Here is a 23,133-nt window from a genome sequence, read left to right on the forward strand (position 1 = left end):
AATAACATACATTTTATGTTTGGAGAGAAGTAAATCGACATGGAACTAGTAAAATTGGAAAAGGTAATTGAAATAAAAAAAGAAGAACTTTTATATTTAGTATCGGATTATGGAATTCAACATGAAAAAGTACTGGCATTAAGTCAAGAAATAGACAAACTGATCAATTACTTTATGTTTTTAAAATAGAGAGAACTATGACGTGATTTGTAAATGTTATAGTTCTTTTTTATATATATTCATTTACAATGATGGTTATGTACGGATTAAATGTATATAAATGTATTCGTATATAGTGTCAAATTTTTTACAGAATGCGCAAGCCGCTAGTCGAATGTAAGGAGTATTGGGTATAATAATAAAAGAATGATTAATTGTATCGGTTAGGAGCGCAGCACATATGAAAACAGTTGTTGTTATCGGTGGAGGTATAACGGGACTTTCTACTATGTTTTATTTAGAAAAATTAAAAAAGGATTATAATATCGATTTACATTTAATCCTTGTCGAGAAAGAAGAGTCTTTAGGTGGTAAAATCCATAGTGTTGAAGAACAGGATTTTATTATGGAATCAGGAGCGGATTCTATCGTTGCTCGCAATGAACATGTTATGCCGCTTGTAAAAGATTTAAACTTAGAAGAAGAAATGGTATATAACGAAACGGGTATTTCATACATATATTCTGATAATATTTTACACCCAATTCCTTCTGACAGTATATTTGGTATTCCGATGAGTGTCGAGTCGTTGTTTAGCAGTACGCTAGTCTCAACGAAAGGGAAAATTGTTGCTTTAAAAGATTTTATAACGAAAAATAAAGAGTTTACGAAAGATACATCACTTGCTCTATTTTTAGAAAGCTTTTTAGGAAAAGAGTTAGTGGAAAGACAAATTGCGCCGGTACTTTCAGGCGTGTATTCTGGTAAATTGAATGAGCTTACAATGGCATCAACATTACCGTATTTACTTGATTATAAAAATAAATATGGAAGTATTATGAAAGGATTTGAAGAGAATAAAAAGCAATTTCAATCAGCAGGAAATAAAAAGTTTGTATCATTTAAAGGTGGACTATCTACGATAATTAATCGCTTAGAAGACAAGTTAACTGAAACTGTCATAAAAAAAGGTGCTGTAACGACGGCTGTAAGTAAACGAGGAGATCAATATGAGATTTCTATTGCAAATCAGGAATCAATCCAAGCTGATTATGTTGTTTTAGCAGCTCCGCATGATATAGCACAAACTTTATTACAATCTAATGAGTTAAACGAGCATTTTAATAAATTTAAAAATTCATCACTTATTAGTATTTATTTAGGTTTTGACATTCCAGATGAACAACTACCGGCGGACGGTACAGGGTTTATCGTAACAGAAAACAGTGATTTATATTGTGATGCTTGTACATGGACAAGCCGGAAGTGGAAACATACATCGGGTACACAAAAGCTTTTAGTAAGAATGTTTTATAAGAGTACCAATCCGATATATGAAACGATCAAAAATTATAGTGAAGAAGAATTAGTACGAGTCGCTTTATATGATATTGAAAAGAGTCTTGGAATTAAAGGTGAACCAGAAGTAGTTGAAGTTACAAATTGGAAAGATTTAATGCCGAAATATCATTTAGAACATAATCAAGCGGTTCAAGCATTAAATGAAAAATTGACTTCTCTATATCCTAATGTATATTTAGCTGGCGCTTCATATTACGGTGTTGGAATTGGTGCATGTATTGGAAACGGGAAGAATACGGCCAAAGAAATAATGACTACATTAAGTGAAGAGTTAAAATAATAATATAGAATACATATGTAAAAACTGTCCATTCAGTCTACTGGAGGGACAGTTTTTTTATTTATTTCACTTGAATGGAAACTTTTTTAGTTCTTCCATTATTCTCTTTTATTGTTAATGTAATATTTCCAGACTCTTTAAATGAGTATGGTGAGAGTTGATAAATTTCTTTTATGTTGTGTTTTTCTTTTAGTTTATTTGTGGATATTGATACTATACTTGCCCTCCAAAATTCTTGTTTGCCTGAAGGATAATCTATGAATATTTCTGGATTTTTAAACTGTAATGTTTCCCAAGAGGCGAAATACAGTTCAACTTCTACATCTTTTTTCGGTAAGTTCGCTGAGAAATAACCGAACTCGCCCACATTACCGAAAACGGTGTAGTTTTGGTTATGTAATTTAATATCTAAATAACTAGGTTGATATGTTGCTGCGTGATAGATTCCATATGAAAGAGAGAGTGTGGCAGCGATTAATATACCAATTGAAAATGTCTTAAAGCTATTTCCTTTAAAGTTAGTCATCATGAATGAGTTTGGTGTGAATTTTTTTGCGAATAAAAAAATAAGCAAAATGAGTAAGAGGGCTAAGCTGATGAATATATACATAGAATTTTTACACCTCCATAATAGAATGGAATATTTTCTATATTTTAACATGAATGTATGAATTAGTCTGTTGTTTTAGAATGGAAATTATTCTTATAATGAGCGAACGGATGTATCTGGAGGGATATTGGTATTATGTAAAGCGAAATAAGCAAAATATAAATTACATTATATGACCAAGGCGGTAATCAACAAGTAAGAAGGTATACTCTTACTTGTTATAGAATAAAAAGGAAAAGAGTCATTAGAAATATTTGATTAGTGGGACATTGAGGACTTGCCTAATTATGAATATTTTTTCTGCTATAATAAATTAGTAGAGAGAAAGGAGTGATCCTGTGGTATTTCCTATATTAGAAACAGAGCGCTTGCGTTTAGTTGAAATAGAACAATCTTATTGTCAAAAAATATATGAAATCTTTTCATTGGATGAAGTTACATGTTATTACGGTATGAATTCTTTTACGGAATTTGGCCAAGCTTCACGTATGATTGAATCTTTTTCGAAAAATTACTTTGAGAAAAAGGCAATACGATGGGGGATTGTGTTAAAAGAAACAAACACTTTAATTGGGACAATTGGGTTGAATAATTTACAATTATGGAGTAAACGATCTGAAATAGGGTATGATTTGCATCCGCGTTATTGGGGGCAGGGATATGCTTCGGAAGCAGCCGGGGAAATCATTCATTATGGATTTCAAGATTTAGGTTTATATAGAATTGGAGCTATTACATATCCTGAAAACGTTACTTCTTGTAAAATGCTATCTAAAATAGGTTTTCAAAAGGAAGGTTTGTTACGCGGCTATATTCATCAAGGAAATAAACAACACGATGCATTGTTATATTCTATAGTGCGAACAGATGTAGAGGAATTAAATATTTAATAAAAAACCCCTCTTATTAAAAGAGGGGTTAAGTAAAATTAACCTAACTTAGGTAATAAACGTTCTCCGCTTTTCATGCTACTTTTACATAAAGGGCATTTAGGTTCTTCTTCAAATGAAAAGTTCTTTCTCATCCATCCTAAACAATCCTCTGATTCACATTCCCAAACAGGTGTTTGTTCTGGTGGTACTTCTGCTACATCGTTCTTTCGATTGCGATACATGTAACCACTCCTTTTATGTAAAAAATTTTAGTTATATATTAAAAAGGTTGTTAACCGAGCTGGTAACAACCTTTTTATTGTTTGAATTATAGCTTTACAACGTTTTTAGCTTGAGGTCCACGGTTACCGTCTTCAACTTCGAAGCTAACTTCTTGACCTTCGTCAAGAGACTTGAAGCCGTCGCCAGTGATAGCTGAGAAGTGAACGAATACGTCGTTACCGTCTGCAACTTCGATGAAACCGAAACCTTTTTCGCTGTTAAACCATTTTACTTTACCTGTTAATGTCATGGTAATGCCTCCTAAAATTTAAAAAGATTACAATATGATCGGCCTTATTTGAATGAAAATAAAAGTTCACATATTATCAAAAACCCATAAGGAGTACGAAATGGTCCTGATTGATACTTGATAATATGCAAAGAAAATATATTGTTAAATTGACCTTAATTACTATCTTACAACAAATGGTGTGAAATAGCAAGTGCTGGTAATACCAGTGAGTAATTTGGGCGATAATGGTAAAACGCACAAAGACATCTCTTTTATTTATATATTATTCCTAATCTGAATGTATTCCAAACAGAAATCATTTATATAAAAAAGTATGTTTAAAGGAAACGGTATATTTTTTAAGAATAAAGATGATTACAATAATTAGGAGGATGAATATTGCAAAATAAACAATTTAAAATAATCGAAGCAGCAAAAGAAGGAAGAAGGAAAGTACACCCTGTCTTTGCTGTTATACTTGCAATTGTATTTTTAACTTTAGGTGAATTGTTTATGTTATTTATGCTGTTTTTACCGAAAACAGAAACAACTTTTATGAAGGCAATTTATAGCAATATTGAGATGATATTAACGTTTGGCGGGGCTATATTTTTTGTGTTTTTATGGATTAAATTTGTAGAGAAAAGGTCGTTTTCATCTATTGGTTTTTGGAATGAGCAATGGATGAGAAAGTATTTGAGAGGGGCACTAATAGGGTTTATTTTCATTTCGATACCAGTAATTTTACTCATATTAACAGGAAATGTAAAACTACAAATGCAAGAAATTACGATGACAGTTATATTTGGTATTGTAGGATCTTTAGTCGCATTTTTAATACAAGGGGCCACTGAAGAAATTGTTGTAAGAGGTTGGTTATTCCCAGTTCTTTCTGTTAGAAGCCGTATATGGATTGGAATTGTTGTGACGTCCTTTTTATTTGGTTTTCTTCATTTGCTTAATCCAGGAATTACAATTCTTTCAATATCGAATATAATATTAGTTGGCGTATTTGCAGCTTTTTACGTTTTAAAGGACAGTAGTCTTTGGGGGATTTGTGCATGGCATTCCATTTGGAATTGGGCACAATATAACGTTTATGGCTTTGCCGTTAGTGGAATGACGATATATTCAACACCACTATTTAAACCTGTAAAAAATGGCAATGAAGTCCTTCATGGAGGCTCATTTGGGATTGAAGGTAGTATTATTACAACAATAATGCTTTCTATCGCTTCAATTGTTTTATGGAGACAGTTATGGGGGAGAAGAGCGAAACAACGAGATTTTAGTTAATGAAAGTGGGAGAAACTATGGGGATTATAGCGTTTGAGGGAGCGAGTGCTGTTGGGAAAAGTACAACATGCCGTGAACTAGAAAACAATTATGGAGCCTTCATTATACCTGAAGTGAATTTTTTATTTGAAAGACCAAAAAATGAACATAGAACATGGTATTTTGAAAAACAAGTAGAGCGCTGGAATATGGCAGTGCAAAAATCGCAGCAATATGAATTAGTAATACTTGATGGGGATATATATCAGCCACTTAGTTATAATTGGTGTTTTCATTTTGATATATTTAATCAGCCTTTATCTTTAATAGAAAACTTTTATAAAGAAAAGATGATAAATAGGGAAATTGGTTTTCCAGATCAATATTTTTATTTGTACACGAATGATGAAGAACTTAGAAAACGAAAAGAATTTGATGAGACGAGAAGCAGAAGAAACTTTGAAAAACATTTACATATATCAAAATCGTTGCAGTGTTATTATGAAAATTTAAATACCGTCACAGACGGGTACTGTAAATTGATTGAAGCAAAAAGTATAAAGTCGAATGAATTAGAAATTGTGAAAAGTTTAAACAGCTTAAACGTATGTGAAGATAGACGTTTTGATGTTTCGAGGTTAGATGCTATTACGGAGTGGTTAAAAGAAAATCGTGCATAAAGTAAAAACAACGAGTGTTGTAGAAGGCGCTCGTTGTTTTTTGTTTCCATATAAATATAAAGGGAAATTTTGTAGAATATTTTTGGGTTTTGACGGAATAATCTTTCAATTTCACAAAAAAAGAAATACAATATAAGGAAATATATATAAATAATATGGTAGGGGATGGGATGAACTATTTTGAATGAAGGAACTGTTTTATATAAGAAATAATGAGGTAGTAAGAACAGAGATATTTGGGAGGAAATAAGCGAGATGAAAACACTATTTAAAATAATCGGTATTATAGCTGGTATGGCAGTAATCGGAGTAGGTTTAACATATGGTATGCTTTATTATTTGAATAATAGTAAACCAGTTGCGAAAAAGTCAACGCCAGCAGCTCCGGCAGTAGAAGTGCTAGCTGATAGTAATGTAAAAGCCGAAGATGCGAAGCTTTTAGAAAATGGCAATCATTCATTACCTAATAGTGGTTTTAATAAAAATTTTAAATGGACAGATGAGAACATACAAACAGCATTACATGAAATGGCACACCAAAAAACGAAAGCTGAACAAAAATGGGGCTATATTTTTATCACACAAGAACGTATTGAAAGTTTACTTGAAATTATAAATAGTAATGATGTTGCACAAAAAAATACATATGTGGATATTTTAGAACGATGGAAACAAGGGAAATATGAAAAGGTTGATGTGGATCATAATAAAATTTGGAAATTGCAAAGTGGGAATTTAGGAGAAGGAAAAGGAATAATGTCGCAAGCTGAACAAAAAGAATTAATTAATCAAGTGTTTATGCAAAAAGGTACATATTCAGGTAGTAAATTAATTGCAGGTGGGGGACAGGCTAATAAATAATATACGTATCAATGAAAAAGAGTAAGTGCTTTTTAGGCAGTTACTCTTTTTTTGTGCACATTTTTAATAATTTAGCCTCGCTCTAGTAAGGAAAGAAACGACTGTAGTACCGGGGAAATCCATCTAGATTTATGATAGATTACATGACTTTGAATAACGGCTGGAGTTTCGATAGGTTGAAAACGTATTTGTTCCTTTTGACAATTCTCTTGTACAACGATGTAAGGAAGAATTGAAATTCCTAACTCACACATAACAGCTTGTTTAATGACTTCAACATTAGAAGTTTCAAATGTTTTTTCTAGAATATTTCCGCTTTGACGCAAAAAACGATCGACCATTGGCCGATAACCGCAGCTTTGTTCTGTAAAAATAAACTGAGTATCCTGTAATAAACGAAATGGATTTTCCTGTACGGGGGAATGAATAGGTAAAATCCATCCGAATGTTTCATTACAAAAAGTACGTATAATAAAATCGTTATGTGCTATACTTTCACCAATTAAGAAGATAACATCTGTTTCTCCTTCATGTAGCTTTTGCAGTGCATGTTCATTTGTAGTAGTCTCAAGAACGATATTTACTTTCGGATTTTGCTGTTTGTAAGTACGTAATAATTGTGGTAAACGGTACACTGCTAACGATTCGTTAGATGTAATACTTAACGTCCCTTCCAAATAATCATTATTTTGAGGGATTTCTTGTGCTTTTTCATAAATAGCAAGTAATTCTAATGCATAAGGATGAAATTGATGACCTGCTTTTGTAAGAAGTACTTTTTTCCCTAATCGATCGAAAAGAGGGATATGTAAGTCGTTTTCTAATGCTTTTATATGCCCTGTAACAGTAGATTGCGCATAACCTAACGCAAGAGCAGCTTTAGAAAAACCGCCATGCTTAACAATGGCACAAAATGTTTTAACATGTCTCATTTCCATAAGTGACCCCTCTTTTAATATCATGATTTGTGAATGATTATATCATGTATTTCAATTTTTCAAATGATTAAATTTCTTTTAATATTATGTTGTGGGGAAATTCATGTAAGCAGTATTGGAGGAGAAAAAATGAGTAAAAAGAGCTATCATGTAGCTGTTGTTGGAGCTACAGGTGCAGTAGGTCAGAAAATTATTGAACTGTTAGAACAAGAAACAAAGTTTAATATAGCTGAAGTTATATTCCTTTCGTCAAAACGATCTGCTGGTAAGAAAGTAAAATTTAAAGGGCGAGAGATTACAATACAAGAGGCAAAAACAACTAGTTTTGAAAGTGTAGATATTGCCTTTTTCAGTGCTGGAGGAGAAGTGTCTAGACAATTTGTAAATCACGCAGTTTCTAGTGGCGCAATCGTAATTGATAACACAAGTGAGTATCGAATGGTGCACGATGTACCGCTCGTTGTTCCAGAGGTTAATTCACACACTTTAAAGGAGCATAACGGTATTATTGCAGTTCCGAATTGTTCAGCATTACAGATGGTAACAGCTCTTCAGCCAATCCGAAAATCATTCGGTTTAGAACGAATTATCGTTTCCACTTATCAAGCTGTATCAGGTTCTGGAATTCATGCGATTCATGAATTAAAAGAACAAGCTAAGTCGATGCTTACAGGTGAAGAAGTGGAAAGTGCTATATTACCAGTGAAAAAAGATAAAAAGCATTATCCAATTGCGTTTAATGTACTGCCTCAAGTAGATATATTCACTGATAATGATTTCACTTTTGAAGAAGTAAAGATGATTCAAGAGACGAAGAAAATTTTAGAAGACCCAAACCTGAAAATGGCAGCTACTTGTGTACGTGTTCCAGTTGTATCAGGTCATTCAGAATCAGTTTATATAGAACTTGAAAAAGAAACAACTGTTACAGAAATTAAAGAAGTACTGCTCGATGCACCAGGTGTTATTTTACAAGATAACCCTAGTGAACAGCTGTATCCAATGCCATTATATGCAGAAGGGAAAATAGATACGTTTGTCGGAAGAATTAGGAAAGACCCTGATACGCCAAAAGGATTCCATCTTTGGATCGTTTCCGATAATTTGTTAAAAGGTGCGGCTTGGAATTCAGTTCAAATCGCAGAGACGTTGGTGGAAAAGGGAATCATTTAGTATAGAGATACACATGTATTATAAGAACTAGGAAACTATTGATTGTAAAAGTATCCTAGTTCTTATTTTAGTGAGAATTTAAAATAAATTAGTTTTTATAGTGTTTTTATAAATATCCATTAGTTTTGTAAAGAATGTACTGTTATTTTTAGTTGCTCAATAAATTCTCGAGTTGCAGCGCACATATATTTATCTTTTCTATAAATCAGTCCTATATCTATAGTTGGAGTAGGATCTTCTATTTTAATAGCTTGAATGTTTTCGTTTTGCAAAAAGTCTATATACGGTTTGGGTAACACTGTAATTCCCATACCTTTTGAAACCATTTGAATTAAAGATTCCATCGTACTAATTTCTAAAATTGGTTTTGGTTTGAAGCTAAAGTTTTGACAATAGGTCGTAAGTAGTTCTGTTAAATAAAAGTTTTTTGGTAGAAGGATTAAAGGGTAGTTCTGTAATTCTTTAATAGACACGTGATCAAGCTCACTTAAAGGATGACCGATTGGAATAACTAATGTAAGTTCACTTTTATATAGCGGGATAGAAACAATTTCTTTATCTTGTACCGGGAGAAATGTAATACCAATATCTAATTCGTTTTGTAACAATTTTTCGCGAATTTCTCCTGTGCGAAGTCCTAACACAGAAAGCTCAATGTTTGGATAAAGATTATTGAAGTGTAAAAGGGTTGGCGGTAGTAAATAATTTACAACGGTTAATAATGAGCCGATTGTTAAGGATCCGTACTGTAATCCATTTAAGTCCTGGATAGCAGAACGGGCTTGTTCGACTTCATGAAAAATGGTTTTACTATGTGATAATAAAATCTTTCCTGCTTCAGTTAAAGATATCTTTTTACCAATTCGATCGAAAAGTGGCATTCCTACTTCATGTTCTAACGCACGTATTTGTTGACTTAGTGAAGGTTGGGAAATGTTTAATTTTTCGGCTGCCTTTGTGAAATGCAATTCTTTCGAAACAGCTAAAAAGTATTCTAATTGTCGTAATTCGATTGGAATCACCTCAAATTTAATCATAGGATATACCTATCATTATTATATAAATAATTGAATTGAACAATGATTTTGTGCGATTTATAATCACTTTATTAGAAATAGATTGATGATAAAGATTAGATGAGGTGAAGAGGAATTGTTGAAATCGAGCGTATTACCAGGCAGTTATTCACAAGTACTTCAAAAAAGGTATGAGGAGGCAGTACCGACAGGAATATATCATTTAACGCCTTTATATGTAAAAAAAGCTAGCGGAGCGATCATTACAGATGTAGATGGGAATCAGTTTATTGATTTTGCTGGTGGTATTGGAATGCAAAATGTTGGTCATTGTCATCCGAAAGTTGTAAGAGCGGTACAAGAACAAGCAAAGTCATTTATTCATCCTTGTTTTCATGTAACTCCATATGAAAACTATATTGCTTTAGCAGAGAAAATTAATGAAAAAATACCAGGAACAAGTAAGAAAAAAACGATGTTTGCAAATAGTGGTGCGGAAGCGATTGAAAATGCTGTAAAAATCGCACGTAAAGTAACCGGGAGAAGTAAAGTAATTTCGTTTGAACGAGGGTTTCATGGGAGAACATTAATGACGATGTCTTTATCAACGAAAGAAAACCCATATAAAACAGGATTTGGCCCGTTCGTTTCAGACATGCATATATTGTCGTATCCGTACTATTACAGAGCTGCAGAAGGAGTTTCTTCTGAAGAAGTGGATTCTCAAGTCATCTATCAGTTTGAAAAATTTTTAGAGGAAGTATCACCTGAAAAAGTAGCGGCAATCGTAATGGAACCAGTACAAGGAGAAGGGGGATTTATTGTTCCTTCCATTTTATTTGTAAAACGAATCCGGGAAATTTGTGATCAATATGGCATTTTAATGATCATGGATGAAGTGCAAACTGGATTTGGCAGAACTGGAAAATGGTTTGCAACGGAACATTTTAATATAGAACCTGACATTATTGCATTATCAAAATCAATAGCTGGAGGCTTACCATTAAGTGCGATTGTTGGGCGCGCTGAGTTTATGGATGTTCCTGGAAGGGGTCAAATCGGTGGGACCTTTGCTGGAAGTCCGTTATCATGCGCAGCCGGTCTTGCTGTATTTGAAATTATGGAAGAAGAAAATCTAGTTGAAAGAGCTCAACAAATTGGAAATAGAATAATGTCACATTTACATGCAATGCAATTAAAATACGAAGTCATAGGTGACGTTCGTGGAATTGGTGCAATGGTAGCAATGGAACTTGTAACGGATCGCATAACAAAAGAACCAGCAAAAGAACTAACAGTACAATTAATTGATGAATTCTGGAAGAATGGGCTTATAAGTATTGGGGCAGGGATATTTGATAATGTACTACGTTTTTTACCGCCTCTTGTTATTTCAAATGAAGAAATTGATAAAGGTTTTGAAATAATAAATCAATCTTTTAAAAAATTGTGCGGAAAGTGAGAGAGGCAATTATGATGAATAAATTATATGAGGTACTATCACTAAATATAGGATTCCCAAAAGAAGTTATGTATGGAGGAAAATTAATTCATACGGGTATAAATAAAACGAAAACAAAGGAACCTATATATTTATCATTTTTAAAATTTAAAGGTGATGGTCAGGCGGATTTAGTTCATCATGGAGGGGTGGATAAAGCGGTTTGTGTGTATTCCGGGGAACATTATAGTTATTGGGAAGAAACATTGAATCAAGACCTTGAATATGGAGCATTCGGAGAAAATATAACAGTAAGTGGTATGCGTGAAGAGGATGTTTGTATCGGTGATACGTTTGAGATCGGAGAAGCGATAGTACAAGTAACGCAACCAAGGCAACCTTGTTTTAAGTTAGCTAAGAAATACAATATTCCAAAGTTACCACTGTATTTTCAAGAAACAGGATATACAGGATTTTATTTTCGTGTATTAAAAGAAGGGTGGGTGTCGCCAGTTGATACGTTAAAGTTGCTGAAGTCTGATCCAATAAGTATTACAGTAGCGTTTGCTAATCGTATTATGCATAAGGAAAAACAAAATATAGAAGGGATAAAGAGAATTTTAGAAGTACATGCACTTTCTACTAGTTGGAGAAAGACATTTGAAAAGCGACTGAGGGGAGAAGAAATAAATACGAAGGAGAGGCTTGAAGGAATAAAAGAATAAAAAAATATTTTTATAAATAGTGCATTTCTATTAGTAAAAACTAACTAGAAAGCACTGTTTTTATATAATAACCTTATTAATATACAAAAATCTTAATATTGTTTTATTCGACTTTTTTTCTAATTGCGAAAACATAAAATTAATTGGATTATTTTTTTATATTTTATGATAGTATATTGATTTGTAAGACCTATTATTTTAAGGGCAGGTCATATAACCATATATAATTTTATGGAATTGAAGTATGGAGGGACAACATGGGGAATGTTGAAAAATTTGCAAATCTTCTAATAGAAGAACCGAAAAGAGAGCAGTTATTTCCTTTATTTGAAGAAGTGTTTGGTATTGAAATTCAAACATTACGTGATTTTACGGAGAAAGGATATTGGGATTATACATATAAAGCCTTATCATTTTTACAAGATAACAAAGTGATTGCGAATGTTGCTGCATTTTCACTTCCGCTTTTAATGAATGGTGAAAAAATAAATGCAGTGGGTATTCAATCAGTAATGACACATCCGAATCATCGTCGACAAGGGTTAATGAAACAATTGTTTAGTAAGATGATAGAAGAAATTGATGAGCAATGTGAGTGTGCGCTTTTATTTACTGAAAATCCAGAACTATATAAACCATTTGGTTTTCAAATTGTGCAAGAATATTTGATGAAAGTATCATACGAAAACAAGAGTGATAAAGATTCTCAAATTAAAAAGTTAGATTTTTATAATGAAGAGGATAGACAATTAATACATGAGATGATTGAAAATGGCCAAAGGCTTTCTAATACATTTTCAACGTTAAATTACCGCTCTTCGTTTTATTTAAATATGTATGATTCAACATGGAATGAAAACCTATATTATTCAGAGAAATTAGATACGTTGATTGTTTTTACAATAGAAAATCAAAAACTAAAATTATATGGAGTATTTGCTCCGGTACTTCCGATTTTAGATGAATTATGTGAGGAAATCTCTGGGGAATTTAAGGAGATTGAATTTTATTTTTGCCCAGATCAATTAGGAATTAATGATGTACAATATACAGAATTACAGACTAGTAAGTATTTAATGGTTCGAAGTAATAAGGAATTAGATTTTAAAGGTTATAAATTCCCGGTGTTAACCGAGTTTTAAATATTGATTTAATTGCTTTTTTATGGAGGAATTATGAAAACATCATATATACCAAATCATATTGAGCAACTTACCGTAATGAATGTACCTGAATATTACAAACTGGAAGAAAATCATACATTCATTGTCCATTCGAAGGCAGAAACAGATTTTTGGCTGAAAACACATTATGGCTTTGAAATAATGAATGGTCATGTATTTTATAATGAGATTATGACAGATTTTCAGGCTGAAGTTCAGTTACGTATGAATCCAAATGCGACATACGATCAAGCAGGTCTTTTTGTTATGATTTCGGAGAACTGTTGGTTAAAAACTTCTTTAGAATATATCCCTGAGGGGCCATCTCATTTAGGTGCTGTCGTAACGAATAATGGATATTCTGACTGGTCAACGCAAGATTATCCAACTGAAGCAGCTAAGCAACAACTTCGTTTTCGAATTATTCGAAAACGCGGTGATTATTCAATATATGTGAAAATAAGTCAGCGATGGGAACAAATAAGAATCGCTCATTTAATGGAGGATATAGGGAATGAGCCTGTTAAAATAGGCTTTTACACGTGTAGTCCTTCTAAAAATAAAGGATTTGAGACTGAGTTTTTCGATTTTACAATTGAAGAAATATAGATAAAAAACCGCATTCTTTTCATTAAGAATGCGGTTTTTGTATTTGTATATTTATAAAGCACATTTATTGACCGAAAAGTCATTAATGCTTATCATTTAATAATGTTAAATATTAATTTGCATAATATAATAAAAGTAAAGAAGAAATTACAAACTATAGGGTTTAAATAAGGAGGGATATGAATTACTCAGTGGTAATTTCATGGAAAAAGGAGATTATGTATGAAATCATTTCGCAAGCTATTACAGTATTTAAAACCATACATGTTCTTCGCTATTAGTGGACCGCTATTTATGGTACTTGAGGTTGCGATGGACTTAATTCAACCGACTATTATGCAACATATTATTGATGTCGGGATTGCAAATAGGGATTTGAATTATGTAATAAAAATGGGGCTTCTTATGTTAGGAGCAGCGGCACTTGGGTTAGTTGGAGGACTTGGGTGTATGATGTATTCTACAAAAGCAGCTGTAAATTTCGCTACAGACATACGAAAAGATGTGTTTACAAAAATAGAAACATTTTCTAGTAAAAATCGGGATGCATTTGGAACCGGAAAATTATTAACGATTGTGACAAATGATATTACATCAATTCAATCGGCGATGACGATGACATTACGTGTTCTCGTTCGTGGCCCTTTGTTATTTATCGGAAGTATAATTATTGTTTTTGTAACAGCGCGAGAGTTATTTCCAATATTACTTGTAGTTGTACCAATTTTATTACTGGCGATTATTTTAATTGCAAGTAAAGCGAGTGGAACGTTTAAAAAGGTGCAAGAAGCATTAGATAAAGTGAATACAAAGTTACAAGAAAATTTATCTGGTGTACGTGTTATAAAAGCGTATGTAAGACAAAAATATGAAATTTCTCAGTTTGGAAATGTGAATACAAATTTAACGAAGATAAATATTCGAGCTGTGCAGCTTATTTCCTTAATGATGCCAATTATTATGCTAGTTGTCAGTGGTGGAATTGTCGCAACACTATGGATTGGTGGAGAAAAAGTATTTAATGGAACTCTTCAAGTAGGTGCGATTTTAGCATTTATTAACTATTTGAATATCATTTTAATGGCACTTATGTCTATTAGTATGGTATTTATTCAAATTGCTCGAGCTTTTCCATCTGCGGATCGTGTACAACAAGTCTTAAATACTGAAGTTGATATTATGAACGAAGCTAACGCAATTGAACCTGAGAAAATCGAAGGGAATATTGATTTTAGAGATGTTAGTTATAGTTATACGAAAAATAATGAATACGTTTTAAAAGATATTTCATTCAGCATACGTAAAGGTGAAAAAGTAGGGATTATCGGTTCTACAGGGAGTGGTAAGTCTACTTTAGCTAAACTGCTACCACGCTTATATGATATTGAGCAAGGTGAAATTTGTATTGACGGAATAAATGTTAAGAGGTACGATTTACAAAAATTACGTGCTTCAATAGGTTTTGTACCTCAAAAGGCATTGTTGTTCTCAGGAAGTATAGAAGAGAATTTACGTTACGGTAAAGAAGATGCAACACACGATGAATTGGAAACAGCAGCTTCATCTGCGTGTGCGACTGAGTTTATTAACAAGTTGGAAGAATCGTATCATTATAATTTAACACAAGGTGCGACGAATTTATCAGGTGGACAAAAACAACGTGTATCCATTGCAAGAGCGCTTGTGAGAAAACCATCTATTCTTATATTAGATGATTCTACATCAGCAGTTGATGCGAAATCAGAAGCGAACATTCAATCGGCATTAAGAACAGAATATAAAGGAACAACGACATTATTAATTGCTTCTAAAATCGCATCTATAATAGATGCTGATAAAATTCTCGTATTAGATAATGGTGAATTAGTTGGTGATGGTACACATGAACAACTGCTAGAACAATGTGAGGTATATCAGGAAATTTATCTTTCCCAAGGTGGTAATTTGCATAAAGAAGGTGGGAAAGAACATGCGTAATTTTCAAGGACAATTTGCTAATAAAGGTGGACGTAACGCACCTAAGAGTGGAAAAGTTAAAAATACTAAAGGAACTGTAAAACGGATTTGGAACTATATGGGGTATGAAAAGGCTGCTCTAATGTTCGTTATATTTCTAGTATTTGTTACGACATTACTTGGGTTATTAGGTCCATATTTTATGGGAGTAATTATAGATCAATATATTGTACCGAAAGATTTAAACGGTACGGCAAGAATGTGTATGTTACTTATTGCAATTTACGGTGTAACGGTGCTTTTAACATGGTTACAAACGTATGTCATGATTAATGTTGCATTAAAGACAATTCAAAAAATACGACAAGATATATTTGAGAAAATCCAAACGCTTTCTTTACGGTTCTTTGATGTACGTTCTCAAGGTGATTTAATGAGCCGTGTGACAAATGATATTGACAATTTAAATCAAGCGTTGACGCAAAGTGTCGTACAGATTATTTCATCAGCTTTAACCTTTATAGGTGTGACGATTGCGATGTTCTCATTAAATTGGATTTTGGCACTTGTAACTTTAATTACAGTACCTATTATGTTTTTCGTTACAAAAAAACTTGTTGCATATAGTGGTAAAAACTTTGCAAAGCGTCAAAAAGATTTAGGAGAATTAAATGGTTTTATTGAAGAAGCTATAACAGGCGCGGATGTTACAACGTTATACGGGAAAGAAAAAGAAACCGTACAAAATTTCAATAAAATTAATGAACAACTAAGAATTTCAGCAACGAAGGCTGATACATTTTCAGCTTTTATTTTTCCGAGTATGAACTTTATTAATAACTTAGGAATGGGGCTTGTAATTGGGACTGGATCCGTTATGGTATTAAACGGTATGACAACAGTAGGTGTCATTGCGGCGTTTATTAATTATTCTCGTCAATTCTCAAGACCACTAAGTCAATTTGCAACGTTAATGAATACGATTCAAGCGGCAGTTGCGGGGGGAGAACGAGTTTTTGAAATTATGGATGAGGTACCAGAAATTCAAAATAAAAAAGACGCATTCATTGTACAAAATATACAAGGGCATGTTGAACTTGAGAATGTTTCGTTTGGTTATGTGGAAAATAAAACAATTTTAAAAGAAGTAAGTCTTAAGGCACAGCCTGGAGAGACAATTGCTTTAGTTGGTCCAACGGGATCGGGAAAAACAACAATCATAAACTTATTAACTCGATTTTATGATATACAGCAAGGGCAAATTCATATTGATGGAAAAAATATAAAAGATTATGATATCAATTCTTTACGAAGTAAAATAGGAGTAGTTTTACAAGATACGTATTTATTTGCTGGGACAATCATGGATAATATCCGTTATGGACGATTACATGCAAGTGATGAAGAAGTAATCAATGCAGCAAAGGCTGCATCGGCACATTCTTTTATTAAACATTTACCGAAACAATATGAAACAGAGATTGCTTCAGAAGGATCGAATTTAAGTCAAGGACAAAGACAACTTCTTGCGATTGCAAGGGCAATTTTAGCAGATGCAGACATATTAATTCTTGATGAAGCGACATCTAATATTGATACGAGAACAGAATTGCAAATTCAAGCAGGATTAAACAATTTAATGAGAGGTAGAACGAGTTTCGTAATCGCTCATCGACTCAAAACGATTGAAAAGGCAGATCAAATCCTCGTTATAAAGGATGGGAGTATTTTAGAAAAAGGGAATCATGAATCTCTCATGGAGGATCGAGGGTTTTACTTTGAATTGTATACGAGTCAGTTTAAAATTTAATAATAATATTCATGTGGTGCGGTTTCTTTAGAAAAGAGAAACCGCATTTTTCATGATTGTAAACATCGCTAAACCCAATAGTCTTTCATTAAATGCTTTGACAGTATCACCTTGAATCTCTGGTAAAACATATGAATAGCGTTTTAGGTTGCAAAAATGCAGATTAAACGTAGTTAAGTTACAAAAAGGGTGGAATATACAGTTGTTCAGGTATGTAATTTATGTGTTTTTGTAGAATTACGAGTTGTTAGTAAAAACTAGCGGCCTCAGTGACAGATGGTAGAAATAGTTTACGTGGTATTGTAATAATCTCAAGCGCTATCTGCGTTGAATATAGGATTATTTGAGTTAAATCTAAAGCGAGTGTTAAAAGTATTATGAAGCTTGTAAGAATTACAAAACTACCCCAAAAGAAACTTTTTGAAGTGTTGCGGAAATCTTTTATTAAGGAAAAGAAAGAAAAAAATGCGGTAACAATAAGAATGAAAATTTTATACTTATCAGACATTATAACCCTCCCAAAGAACAGTAATTTATATTATACCGTATTTTTCGGTATTATTATAAATAGATTTTAAAGTGAATATTACGAAAAAAGAAAACCACAACTAATGTTTTAAGTTGTGGTTTTCTTTTTTGAGTACTTTGTTTTAGAAGATAGATAATCTAGAATTGAAAAACTTTAAAGGGATTACCATACTTTATTTCCGATCCAGCATCAGGTGCTCAATGAAAAGGTATGAAAGGTTATAGGCTGGTAATACGAGAATAAATAAGGGCGGATCTGTGTACAGCAATATTCCCATATCAAAGTTCTACTAGAGAAAAGTAGTTAGTTAAGGGCAGTATGTGAATAAAAAACAGATGGGTGTGGAAACTAAATATTTATGACATTAAGGACAAAGATTAGGAAATATAGATTGGTATGAAAAAGTACAAAAATCTAAAATTAGAATGAGCATTGAACTAGTGTATAACGATTGAAACGGCACTGAAGATTAATAAAACGGCCATAATGATGTTAAATAATTGGTTATGTTTTATTAATAATTTTTGGAATATTGAACCAAATAAACTCCAACTACATGTACTCATTAAACCGACTACACCTAGAAATAATGAAAAAAGTAGAAAACTTGAATATGAATTGTAGTAAGGGAGTATGAAAGTCGATACTACAGTCAGTCCGAATAATATCCCTTTAGGGTTAACGAATTGAAGAGAAATCCCCACTGTAAATAAGTTTTTATTATCTTTTTCACTGGGATTCGTACTGCCTTTACTAGTGAGTATTTTAAAAGCTAAATATAACATGTATGTTACACCTAAAACTTTTAAAGGGAATTCGATTATGGGTAAGATGTTAAGTAGTACTACATTAAAGAAACTACATAAAGAAGTGAGGATGAAAAAGCCGAAAGCTACTCCAAAGCAAAATTGCATGCTCCTCTTTAACCCGTGTTGATTGGCGTATGTCATAGCTAAAAAATTGTTAGGGCCGGGTGTGAAGCTACTTATAAAAACAAATAATAAAAAAGAAAATATAGGCATTTCAAAACCCCCTTATTATTTTTTGTATGTTATAATGACCGAAAAGAACAATATAACGTGTGCTTTTTATTATACATAACGGTCGTTATATTGTATATAGTGTAGGGGTGTTTTTTATGGAAGAAATTCAACTTATTCTAGCGAAAAATTTAAAAACAATACGAGAAAAAGAAAAATTAAGTTTAGAAAAGGTTTCTCAATTAACAGGAGTGAGTAAAACGATGATTGGACAAATTGAAAGAGGAGAATCAAGTCCGACACTAACCACAATATGGAAAATTGCTAATGGATTGAAAGTGTCTTTTACTTCTTTAATCAATAATCCACAACCCGATATAAAAGTTGTTTTACGGGATGATGTTCAAGTATTGTCTGAAGATAATGGGAAATATAAAGTGTATCCTTCTTTTCCTTTTCAAGATGATAGACATTTTGAAATCTATACAGTTGAAATAGAAACAGAAGGGAAACTAAGTTCAGAAGGGCATAAAGAAGGAGCAGAAGAATTTATAACGGTATTTGAAGGAGAATTGACAATAAAAGTGAATAATTGTCAGTATACATTAAATAGTGGAGATTCCATTCGTTTTAAGGCCGATAGATCACACTCTTATCATAATTTAGGGGAATCCTTGACTCGGTTAAGCATGACAATTTATTACCCAGCTACATAAGTATACATTTATATATATAAGATAAAAAATAAAAGATAAAACCATCTATACAAGATGGTTTTTATTTTGTGTTAAATTACAAAAAAAAGACACTCGTTTGAGTGCCAACATAGTATTGCTCTCGCGTATAGGATTGGAGTACGTTTCTCAAATACGTATTGAGGAGAGATGGTTCGTAAAGGAGAAACTGTCTTCTTATTTAATGTAACATCGGTAAGGGTGAGTGTAAATTGATAATGTATATACGGAAAATTTAGTATAGATAGTTTCTACTATAAATATAGTGTAATTTGTTCTGTGTTACGTAATCAACGCCATGAAATAATTGGGTGGTTCTTATTATTATGATAGACTTGGTATTTAATAATGTGTATTAGAAAAAGAATGAATCATTTTTTAATCGATTCGTATAATTGTTAGAGAGGCACCTGTTGAACCACCTCCAACTAAATTAACAATGGATAATATACCGAATAATTGAAGTAAAATTGTATTACCAGCAATTAAATTAGTAATTAAATTATTATTATAATTTGAAGTTGACATAGCGGGAGAAAAAACAGAGCCAGAAAGTGGAGTAGAAGTGTTTAATAGTAACCTTGTTCCAGCAAGTAGAGAAGTTGTCGTATTAACTTGATAGGTTAAATGATATCTTCCGGTTACAGGAATTGTAAATACATCGTTTAAAGCGTTAACTGTAAAATTACTGAGGCTTTGGTTATTAGAAAGTGGAATATTAGTTCCACTTAATATAACTGAGATGGGATCACCTAATGTATTATTAGCGAACATAAAGTTTGTTGTAACAATTGACCCAGTACTTCCGGTAGGACCAGTATTCCCAGTAGGTCCTGTAAGTCTGTATGGAAGAATTATTTCAAGAGCCATTGATAGTAGTTCTTCTTTTGTTTTTTCATTTTTATCTTGCAAATAAATCACCTCATTTTTAAATTAGAACCTAATAAGTGTAGTGTTTTTAGAGTGGAACTATCATTTTATTCTATTAATAGAAGTAGTTTATAGTAACGGTAAAAGGTTTAATAAATGTATGAATCATTTGGAAAGAAAAAAGATAGTTATGAAGTTATTCCTTAATGATAGAGTCATAATAATGTATGTTAGTTAAAAACATGTGAAATGAGGTATTGAATTGAAGCGGAATGATAAATTATCAATGAATAAAGGTAGGATAGGACCTGAGAATATCGGCCCTACATTTCCAGCTCTTCCACCAATTTATGTTCCGACTGGAAGTACAGGTCCAACAGGAGTAACAGGTCCAACGGGATCAACGGGATCAACAGGAGCAATAGGAGTAACAGGAGTAACAGGTCCAACGGGATCAACGGGATCAACAGGAGTAACAGGAGTAACAGGAGTAACAGGTCCAACGGGATCAACGGGAGTAACCGGAGTAACGGGAGTAACCGGATCAACAGGAGTAACAGGTCCAACGGGAGTAACGGGGTCAACGGGAGTAACGGGAGTAACCGGAGTAACGGGAGTAACCGGATTAACAGGAGTAACGGGGTCAACGGGAGTAACCGGAGTAACGGGAGTAACGGGAGTAACAGGAGTAACGGGAGTAATCGGATCAACAGGAGTAACGGGGTCAACGGGAGTAACAGGTCCAACGGGAGTAACGGGGTCAACGGGAGTAACCGGAGTAACGGGAGTAACCGGAGCAACAGGTCCTACTGGGGGGATTGGCCCCATAACAACAACCAATTTGTTATATTACACTTTTTCAGATGGAGAGAAACTTATATATACAAATGCAGATGGGATAGCTCAATATGGTACGACGAATATATTATCACCTAGTGAGGTTTCATATATAAATTTGTTTATTAATGGAATTCTGCAACCACAACCATTTTATGAAGTTAGTACTGGTAAACTAACTTTATTGGATAATCAACCACCATCGCAAGGGTCTTCAATTATTTTGCAATTTATTATTATTAATTAAAAAAGACAGATTCTTATTTTAAAAGGAATCTGTCTTTTTTGTTTTAAATTACATTCGTTAACATTAAGTGACGATAAATTCGATTGTGATTGGAATTCCGCCGTCTAATGCATCTCCACCAGGAATTGTAATAGCGCCAGTAGGGCCAGTAGTAACACTGGAGTTCACGCTTGGCTGAAGGATACCGTTTACATATAGGTTGTAATACGTGAAAGTTGGAAAAGCAGTTGCAGTAGTACCCGCATCGTTTAAGCAAGCTGTGGCAGCAACCGCAAAGGCTGCGCCTGTGCCAGTCCCGGCTCCTAGTGTAGATGTGAATCTTCTAGATGCCATAAATGGTTGAATGATAGGCAATTAATTCTCACTCCTATTCATATTTTATTGGACCGAAGTATTGAATAACTTGTCCACTATATTGTATGAGAGTTTTCTATAATAGAAACGGCTTTAGGATTAGAAGAGTGGCATAATTTTATTAAAAGTATAATTTTTACTACAATTAAAAAGCGATGTTGATATTTGTGGAATATATGCTAAGGGTTAATTTGAATTTTTGTATTCAAATTAATATGTATTCTTTGGTTTAAGAGATAAACGTGGAAAAATAAAATAAACTCTTAAGTTTAGGTGTTTAATCTAAGCACTCAATTATTAAAAACATATAATTAATATGTGAGTCATGAACATAATTAAATAACGTTTTCAAGTTTGATTATCATTCATGTTTCCTATTTTAAGAGAAACATATAACTCAACTACTTTTTTCAATCGCATCTTTTATAGTACTTAGAATAGGAAAACACTCAACTATAAGAAAAGTAAGGAGGAAATAAATGAAACATAATGATTGTTTTGATCATAATAACTGCAATCCGATTGTTTTTTCAGCAGATTGTTGTAAAAATCCACAGTCAGTTCCTATTACTAGGGAACAATTAAGTCAATTAATTACTTTACTAAACTCATTAGTATCAGCTATTTCAGCATTTTTTGCAAATCCAAGTAATGCAAACAGATTAGTGTTACTCGATTTATTTAATCAATTTTTAATTTTCTTAAATTCCTTATTACCTTCCCCAGAAGTTAATTTTTTGAAACAATTAACTCAAAGTATTATAGTTTTATTACAATCTCCAGCACCTAATTTAGGACAATTGTCAACATTATTGCAACAATTTTATAGCGCCCTTGCACAATTCTTCTTCGCTTTAGATCTTATCCCTATATCCTGCAACTCAAATGTTGATTCTGCAACTTTACAACTTCTTTTTAATTTATTAATTCAATTAATCAATGCTACTCCAGGGGCGACAGGTCCAACAGGTCCAACGGGAACAACAGGAGCAACAGGTCCAACAGGTCCAACAGGTCCAACAGGTCCAACAGGACCAGCAGGACCACCAGCACCAGGAGCAACACCACCAGCACCAGCAACACCACCAACAGGAGCAAAAAGAGCAACAGGACCAAGAACAGCAACAAGACCAAAAGC

The 23,133-nt window shown here is 33.0% G+C and carries 25 protein-coding genes; 16 read left to right on the top strand and 9 right to left on the bottom strand.

What is annotated here, in order from left to right; all coding sequences use genetic code 11:
* Nucleotides 1-39 precede the first annotated feature (39 nt).
* Nucleotides 40-189: an aspartyl-phosphate phosphatase Spo0E family protein gene (locus JDS98_RS26195; RefSeq protein WP_000424361.1), complete on the top strand. Its 150-nt coding sequence runs from the start codon at nucleotides 40-42 to the stop codon at nucleotides 187-189.
* A 211-nt stretch (nucleotides 190-400) separates the two neighbouring features.
* Entirely contained in the window at nucleotides 401-1,801 is a 1,401-nt protein-coding gene (locus JDS98_RS26200) for a protoporphyrinogen oxidase (RefSeq protein WP_098911230.1), read from the top strand.
* Nucleotides 1,802-1,862: 61 nt separating this feature from the next.
* Here the strand turns inward: JDS98_RS26200 and JDS98_RS26205 are convergent, their stop codons facing one another.
* A complete protein-coding gene (locus tag JDS98_RS26205; RefSeq protein WP_000275258.1) occupies nucleotides 1,863-2,411 on the bottom strand; it encodes a hypothetical protein in 549 nt (182 codons plus the stop codon).
* A 338-nt stretch (nucleotides 2,412-2,749) separates the two neighbouring features.
* Between JDS98_RS26205 and JDS98_RS26210 the strand changes: the two genes are divergently transcribed.
* Entirely contained in the window at nucleotides 2,750-3,301 is a 552-nt protein-coding gene (locus tag JDS98_RS26210; protein WP_000231763.1) for a GNAT family N-acetyltransferase, read from the top strand.
* Between the two features lie 38 nt (nucleotides 3,302-3,339).
* On the opposite strand, the gene JDS98_RS26215 is transcribed toward JDS98_RS26210, so the two are convergent.
* Complete coding sequence (locus JDS98_RS26215; protein WP_000286203.1) at nucleotides 3,340-3,525, bottom strand: cold-shock protein; 186 nt, start codon at nucleotides 3,523-3,525, stop codon at nucleotides 3,340-3,342.
* 86 nt (nucleotides 3,526-3,611) lie between these two features.
* Nucleotides 3,612-3,815, bottom strand: coding sequence for a cold-shock protein CspD (cspD, locus tag JDS98_RS26220; RefSeq protein ID WP_000176365.1), 204 nt, complete (start codon nucleotides 3,813-3,815; stop codon nucleotides 3,612-3,614).
* A gap of 381 nt (nucleotides 3,816-4,196) precedes the next feature.
* Here cspD and JDS98_RS26225 point away from each other — a divergent pair, with 381 nt between their 5' ends.
* The 3 genes from JDS98_RS26225 to JDS98_RS26235 all read left to right on the top strand — a co-directional run bounded on the left by JDS98_RS26225 (nucleotide 4,197) and on the right by JDS98_RS26235 (nucleotide 6,613).
* Nucleotides 4,197-5,093: a CPBP family intramembrane glutamic endopeptidase gene (locus tag JDS98_RS26225; protein ID WP_001180197.1), complete on the top strand. Its 897-nt coding sequence runs from the start codon at nucleotides 4,197-4,199 to the stop codon at nucleotides 5,091-5,093.
* Nucleotides 5,093-5,752 (top strand): AAA family ATPase, encoded by a 660-nt coding sequence (locus JDS98_RS26230; protein WP_141499413.1) that lies wholly within the window; start codon nucleotides 5,093-5,095, stop codon nucleotides 5,750-5,752. Before JDS98_RS26225 ends, JDS98_RS26230 begins: the two co-directional genes overlap by 1 nt.
* Nucleotides 5,753-6,007: 255 nt before the next feature.
* The gene (locus JDS98_RS26235) at nucleotides 6,008-6,613 is read left to right on the top strand and encodes a PRK06770 family protein (protein WP_000853589.1); all 606 of its coding nucleotides are present in this window, start codon (nucleotides 6,008-6,010) and stop codon (nucleotides 6,611-6,613) included.
* Between the two features lie 71 nt (nucleotides 6,614-6,684).
* On the opposite strand, the gene JDS98_RS26240 is transcribed toward JDS98_RS26235, so the two are convergent.
* Nucleotides 6,685-7,575: a LysR family transcriptional regulator gene (locus tag JDS98_RS26240; protein WP_176549982.1), complete on the bottom strand. Its 891-nt coding sequence runs from the start codon at nucleotides 7,573-7,575 to the stop codon at nucleotides 6,685-6,687.
* Nucleotides 7,576-7,680: 105 nt separating this feature from the next.
* On the opposite strand from JDS98_RS26240, the gene JDS98_RS26245 reads away from it, so the two are divergent.
* Nucleotides 7,681-8,724: an aspartate-semialdehyde dehydrogenase gene (locus tag JDS98_RS26245; RefSeq protein ID WP_098712050.1), complete on the top strand. Its 1,044-nt coding sequence runs from the start codon at nucleotides 7,681-7,683 to the stop codon at nucleotides 8,722-8,724.
* Nucleotides 8,725-8,843: 119 nt separating this feature from the next.
* Here JDS98_RS26245 and JDS98_RS26250 read toward each other — a convergent pair whose 3' ends face one another.
* Nucleotides 8,844-9,746, bottom strand: coding sequence for a LysR family transcriptional regulator (locus JDS98_RS26250; RefSeq protein WP_080119771.1), 903 nt, complete (start codon nucleotides 9,744-9,746; stop codon nucleotides 8,844-8,846).
* Between the two features lie 130 nt (nucleotides 9,747-9,876).
* Here JDS98_RS26250 and gabT point away from each other — a divergent pair, with 130 nt between their 5' ends.
* The 6 genes from gabT to JDS98_RS26280 all read left to right on the top strand — a co-directional run bounded on the left by gabT (nucleotide 9,877) and on the right by JDS98_RS26280 (nucleotide 17,444).
* Nucleotides 9,877-11,202, top strand: a complete 1,326-nt coding sequence (gene gabT, locus JDS98_RS26255) for a 4-aminobutyrate--2-oxoglutarate transaminase (protein WP_098712051.1) — start codon at nucleotides 9,877-9,879, stop codon at nucleotides 11,200-11,202.
* Between the two features lie 11 nt (nucleotides 11,203-11,213).
* Nucleotides 11,214-11,906, top strand: a complete 693-nt coding sequence (locus tag JDS98_RS26260) for an MOSC domain-containing protein (protein ID WP_106081117.1) — start codon at nucleotides 11,214-11,216, stop codon at nucleotides 11,904-11,906.
* 257 nt (nucleotides 11,907-12,163) lie between these two features.
* A complete protein-coding gene (locus JDS98_RS26265; protein ID WP_199634492.1) occupies nucleotides 12,164-13,048 on the top strand; it encodes a GNAT family N-acetyltransferase in 885 nt (294 codons plus the stop codon).
* 33 nt (nucleotides 13,049-13,081) lie between these two features.
* Nucleotides 13,082-13,678, top strand: a complete 597-nt coding sequence (locus tag JDS98_RS26270) for a DUF1349 domain-containing protein (protein WP_016108386.1) — start codon at nucleotides 13,082-13,084, stop codon at nucleotides 13,676-13,678.
* A 222-nt stretch (nucleotides 13,679-13,900) separates the two neighbouring features.
* Nucleotides 13,901-15,655 carry an ABC transporter ATP-binding protein gene (locus tag JDS98_RS26275; protein ID WP_199634493.1) on the top strand — a complete coding sequence of 585 codons (1,755 nt, stop codon included), beginning with the start codon at nucleotides 13,901-13,903 and terminating at the stop codon, nucleotides 15,653-15,655.
* The gene (locus JDS98_RS26280; protein WP_098712054.1) at nucleotides 15,648-17,444 is read left to right on the top strand and encodes an ABC transporter ATP-binding protein; all 1,797 of its coding nucleotides are present in this window, start codon (nucleotides 15,648-15,650) and stop codon (nucleotides 17,442-17,444) included. Before JDS98_RS26275 ends, JDS98_RS26280 begins: the two co-directional genes overlap by 8 nt.
* A gap of 247 nt (nucleotides 17,445-17,691) precedes the next feature.
* On the opposite strand, the gene JDS98_RS26285 is transcribed toward JDS98_RS26280, so the two are convergent.
* Nucleotides 17,692-17,952, bottom strand: a complete 261-nt coding sequence (locus tag JDS98_RS26285) for a hypothetical protein (RefSeq protein ID WP_098712055.1) — start codon at nucleotides 17,950-17,952, stop codon at nucleotides 17,692-17,694.
* A gap of 458 nt (nucleotides 17,953-18,410) precedes the next feature.
* The gene (locus JDS98_RS26290) at nucleotides 18,411-18,995 is read right to left on the bottom strand and encodes a LysE family translocator (RefSeq protein WP_098711692.1); all 585 of its coding nucleotides are present in this window, start codon (nucleotides 18,993-18,995) and stop codon (nucleotides 18,411-18,413) included.
* Nucleotides 18,996-19,054: 59 nt separating this feature from the next.
* Here JDS98_RS26290 and JDS98_RS26295 point away from each other — a divergent pair, with 59 nt between their 5' ends.
* Complete coding sequence (locus tag JDS98_RS26295; protein WP_106081116.1) at nucleotides 19,055-19,669, top strand: helix-turn-helix domain-containing protein; 615 nt, start codon at nucleotides 19,055-19,057, stop codon at nucleotides 19,667-19,669.
* A gap of 396 nt (nucleotides 19,670-20,065) precedes the next feature.
* Here JDS98_RS26295 and JDS98_RS26300 read toward each other — a convergent pair whose 3' ends face one another.
* On the bottom strand, nucleotides 20,066-20,599 hold the full coding sequence (locus JDS98_RS26300; protein WP_199633006.1) for a BclA C-terminal domain-containing protein: 534 nt from the start codon (nucleotides 20,597-20,599) through the stop codon (nucleotides 20,066-20,068).
* Between the two features lie 220 nt (nucleotides 20,600-20,819).
* On the opposite strand from JDS98_RS26300, the gene JDS98_RS30900 reads away from it, so the two are divergent.
* Nucleotides 20,820-21,641: a DUF4183 domain-containing protein gene (locus tag JDS98_RS30900; protein WP_199634494.1), complete on the top strand. Its 822-nt coding sequence runs from the start codon at nucleotides 20,820-20,822 to the stop codon at nucleotides 21,639-21,641.
* 63 nt (nucleotides 21,642-21,704) lie between these two features.
* Here the strand turns inward: JDS98_RS30900 and JDS98_RS26310 are convergent, their stop codons facing one another.
* Nucleotides 21,705-21,995: a DUF4183 domain-containing protein gene (locus JDS98_RS26310; RefSeq protein WP_001121652.1), complete on the bottom strand. Its 291-nt coding sequence runs from the start codon at nucleotides 21,993-21,995 to the stop codon at nucleotides 21,705-21,707.
* A gap of 479 nt (nucleotides 21,996-22,474) precedes the next feature.
* Between JDS98_RS26310 and JDS98_RS26315 the strand changes: the two genes are divergently transcribed.
* Nucleotides 22,475-23,133, top strand: a 659-nt coding sequence (locus JDS98_RS26315; protein ID WP_199634495.1) for a collagen-like repeat preface domain-containing protein, incomplete at its 3' end; no start/stop codon positions are given.

The organism is Bacillus cereus group sp. N11 (assembly GCF_016483605.1).
Classification (GTDB): domain Bacteria; phylum Bacillota; class Bacilli; order Bacillales; family Bacillaceae_G; genus Bacillus_A; species Bacillus_A toyonensis.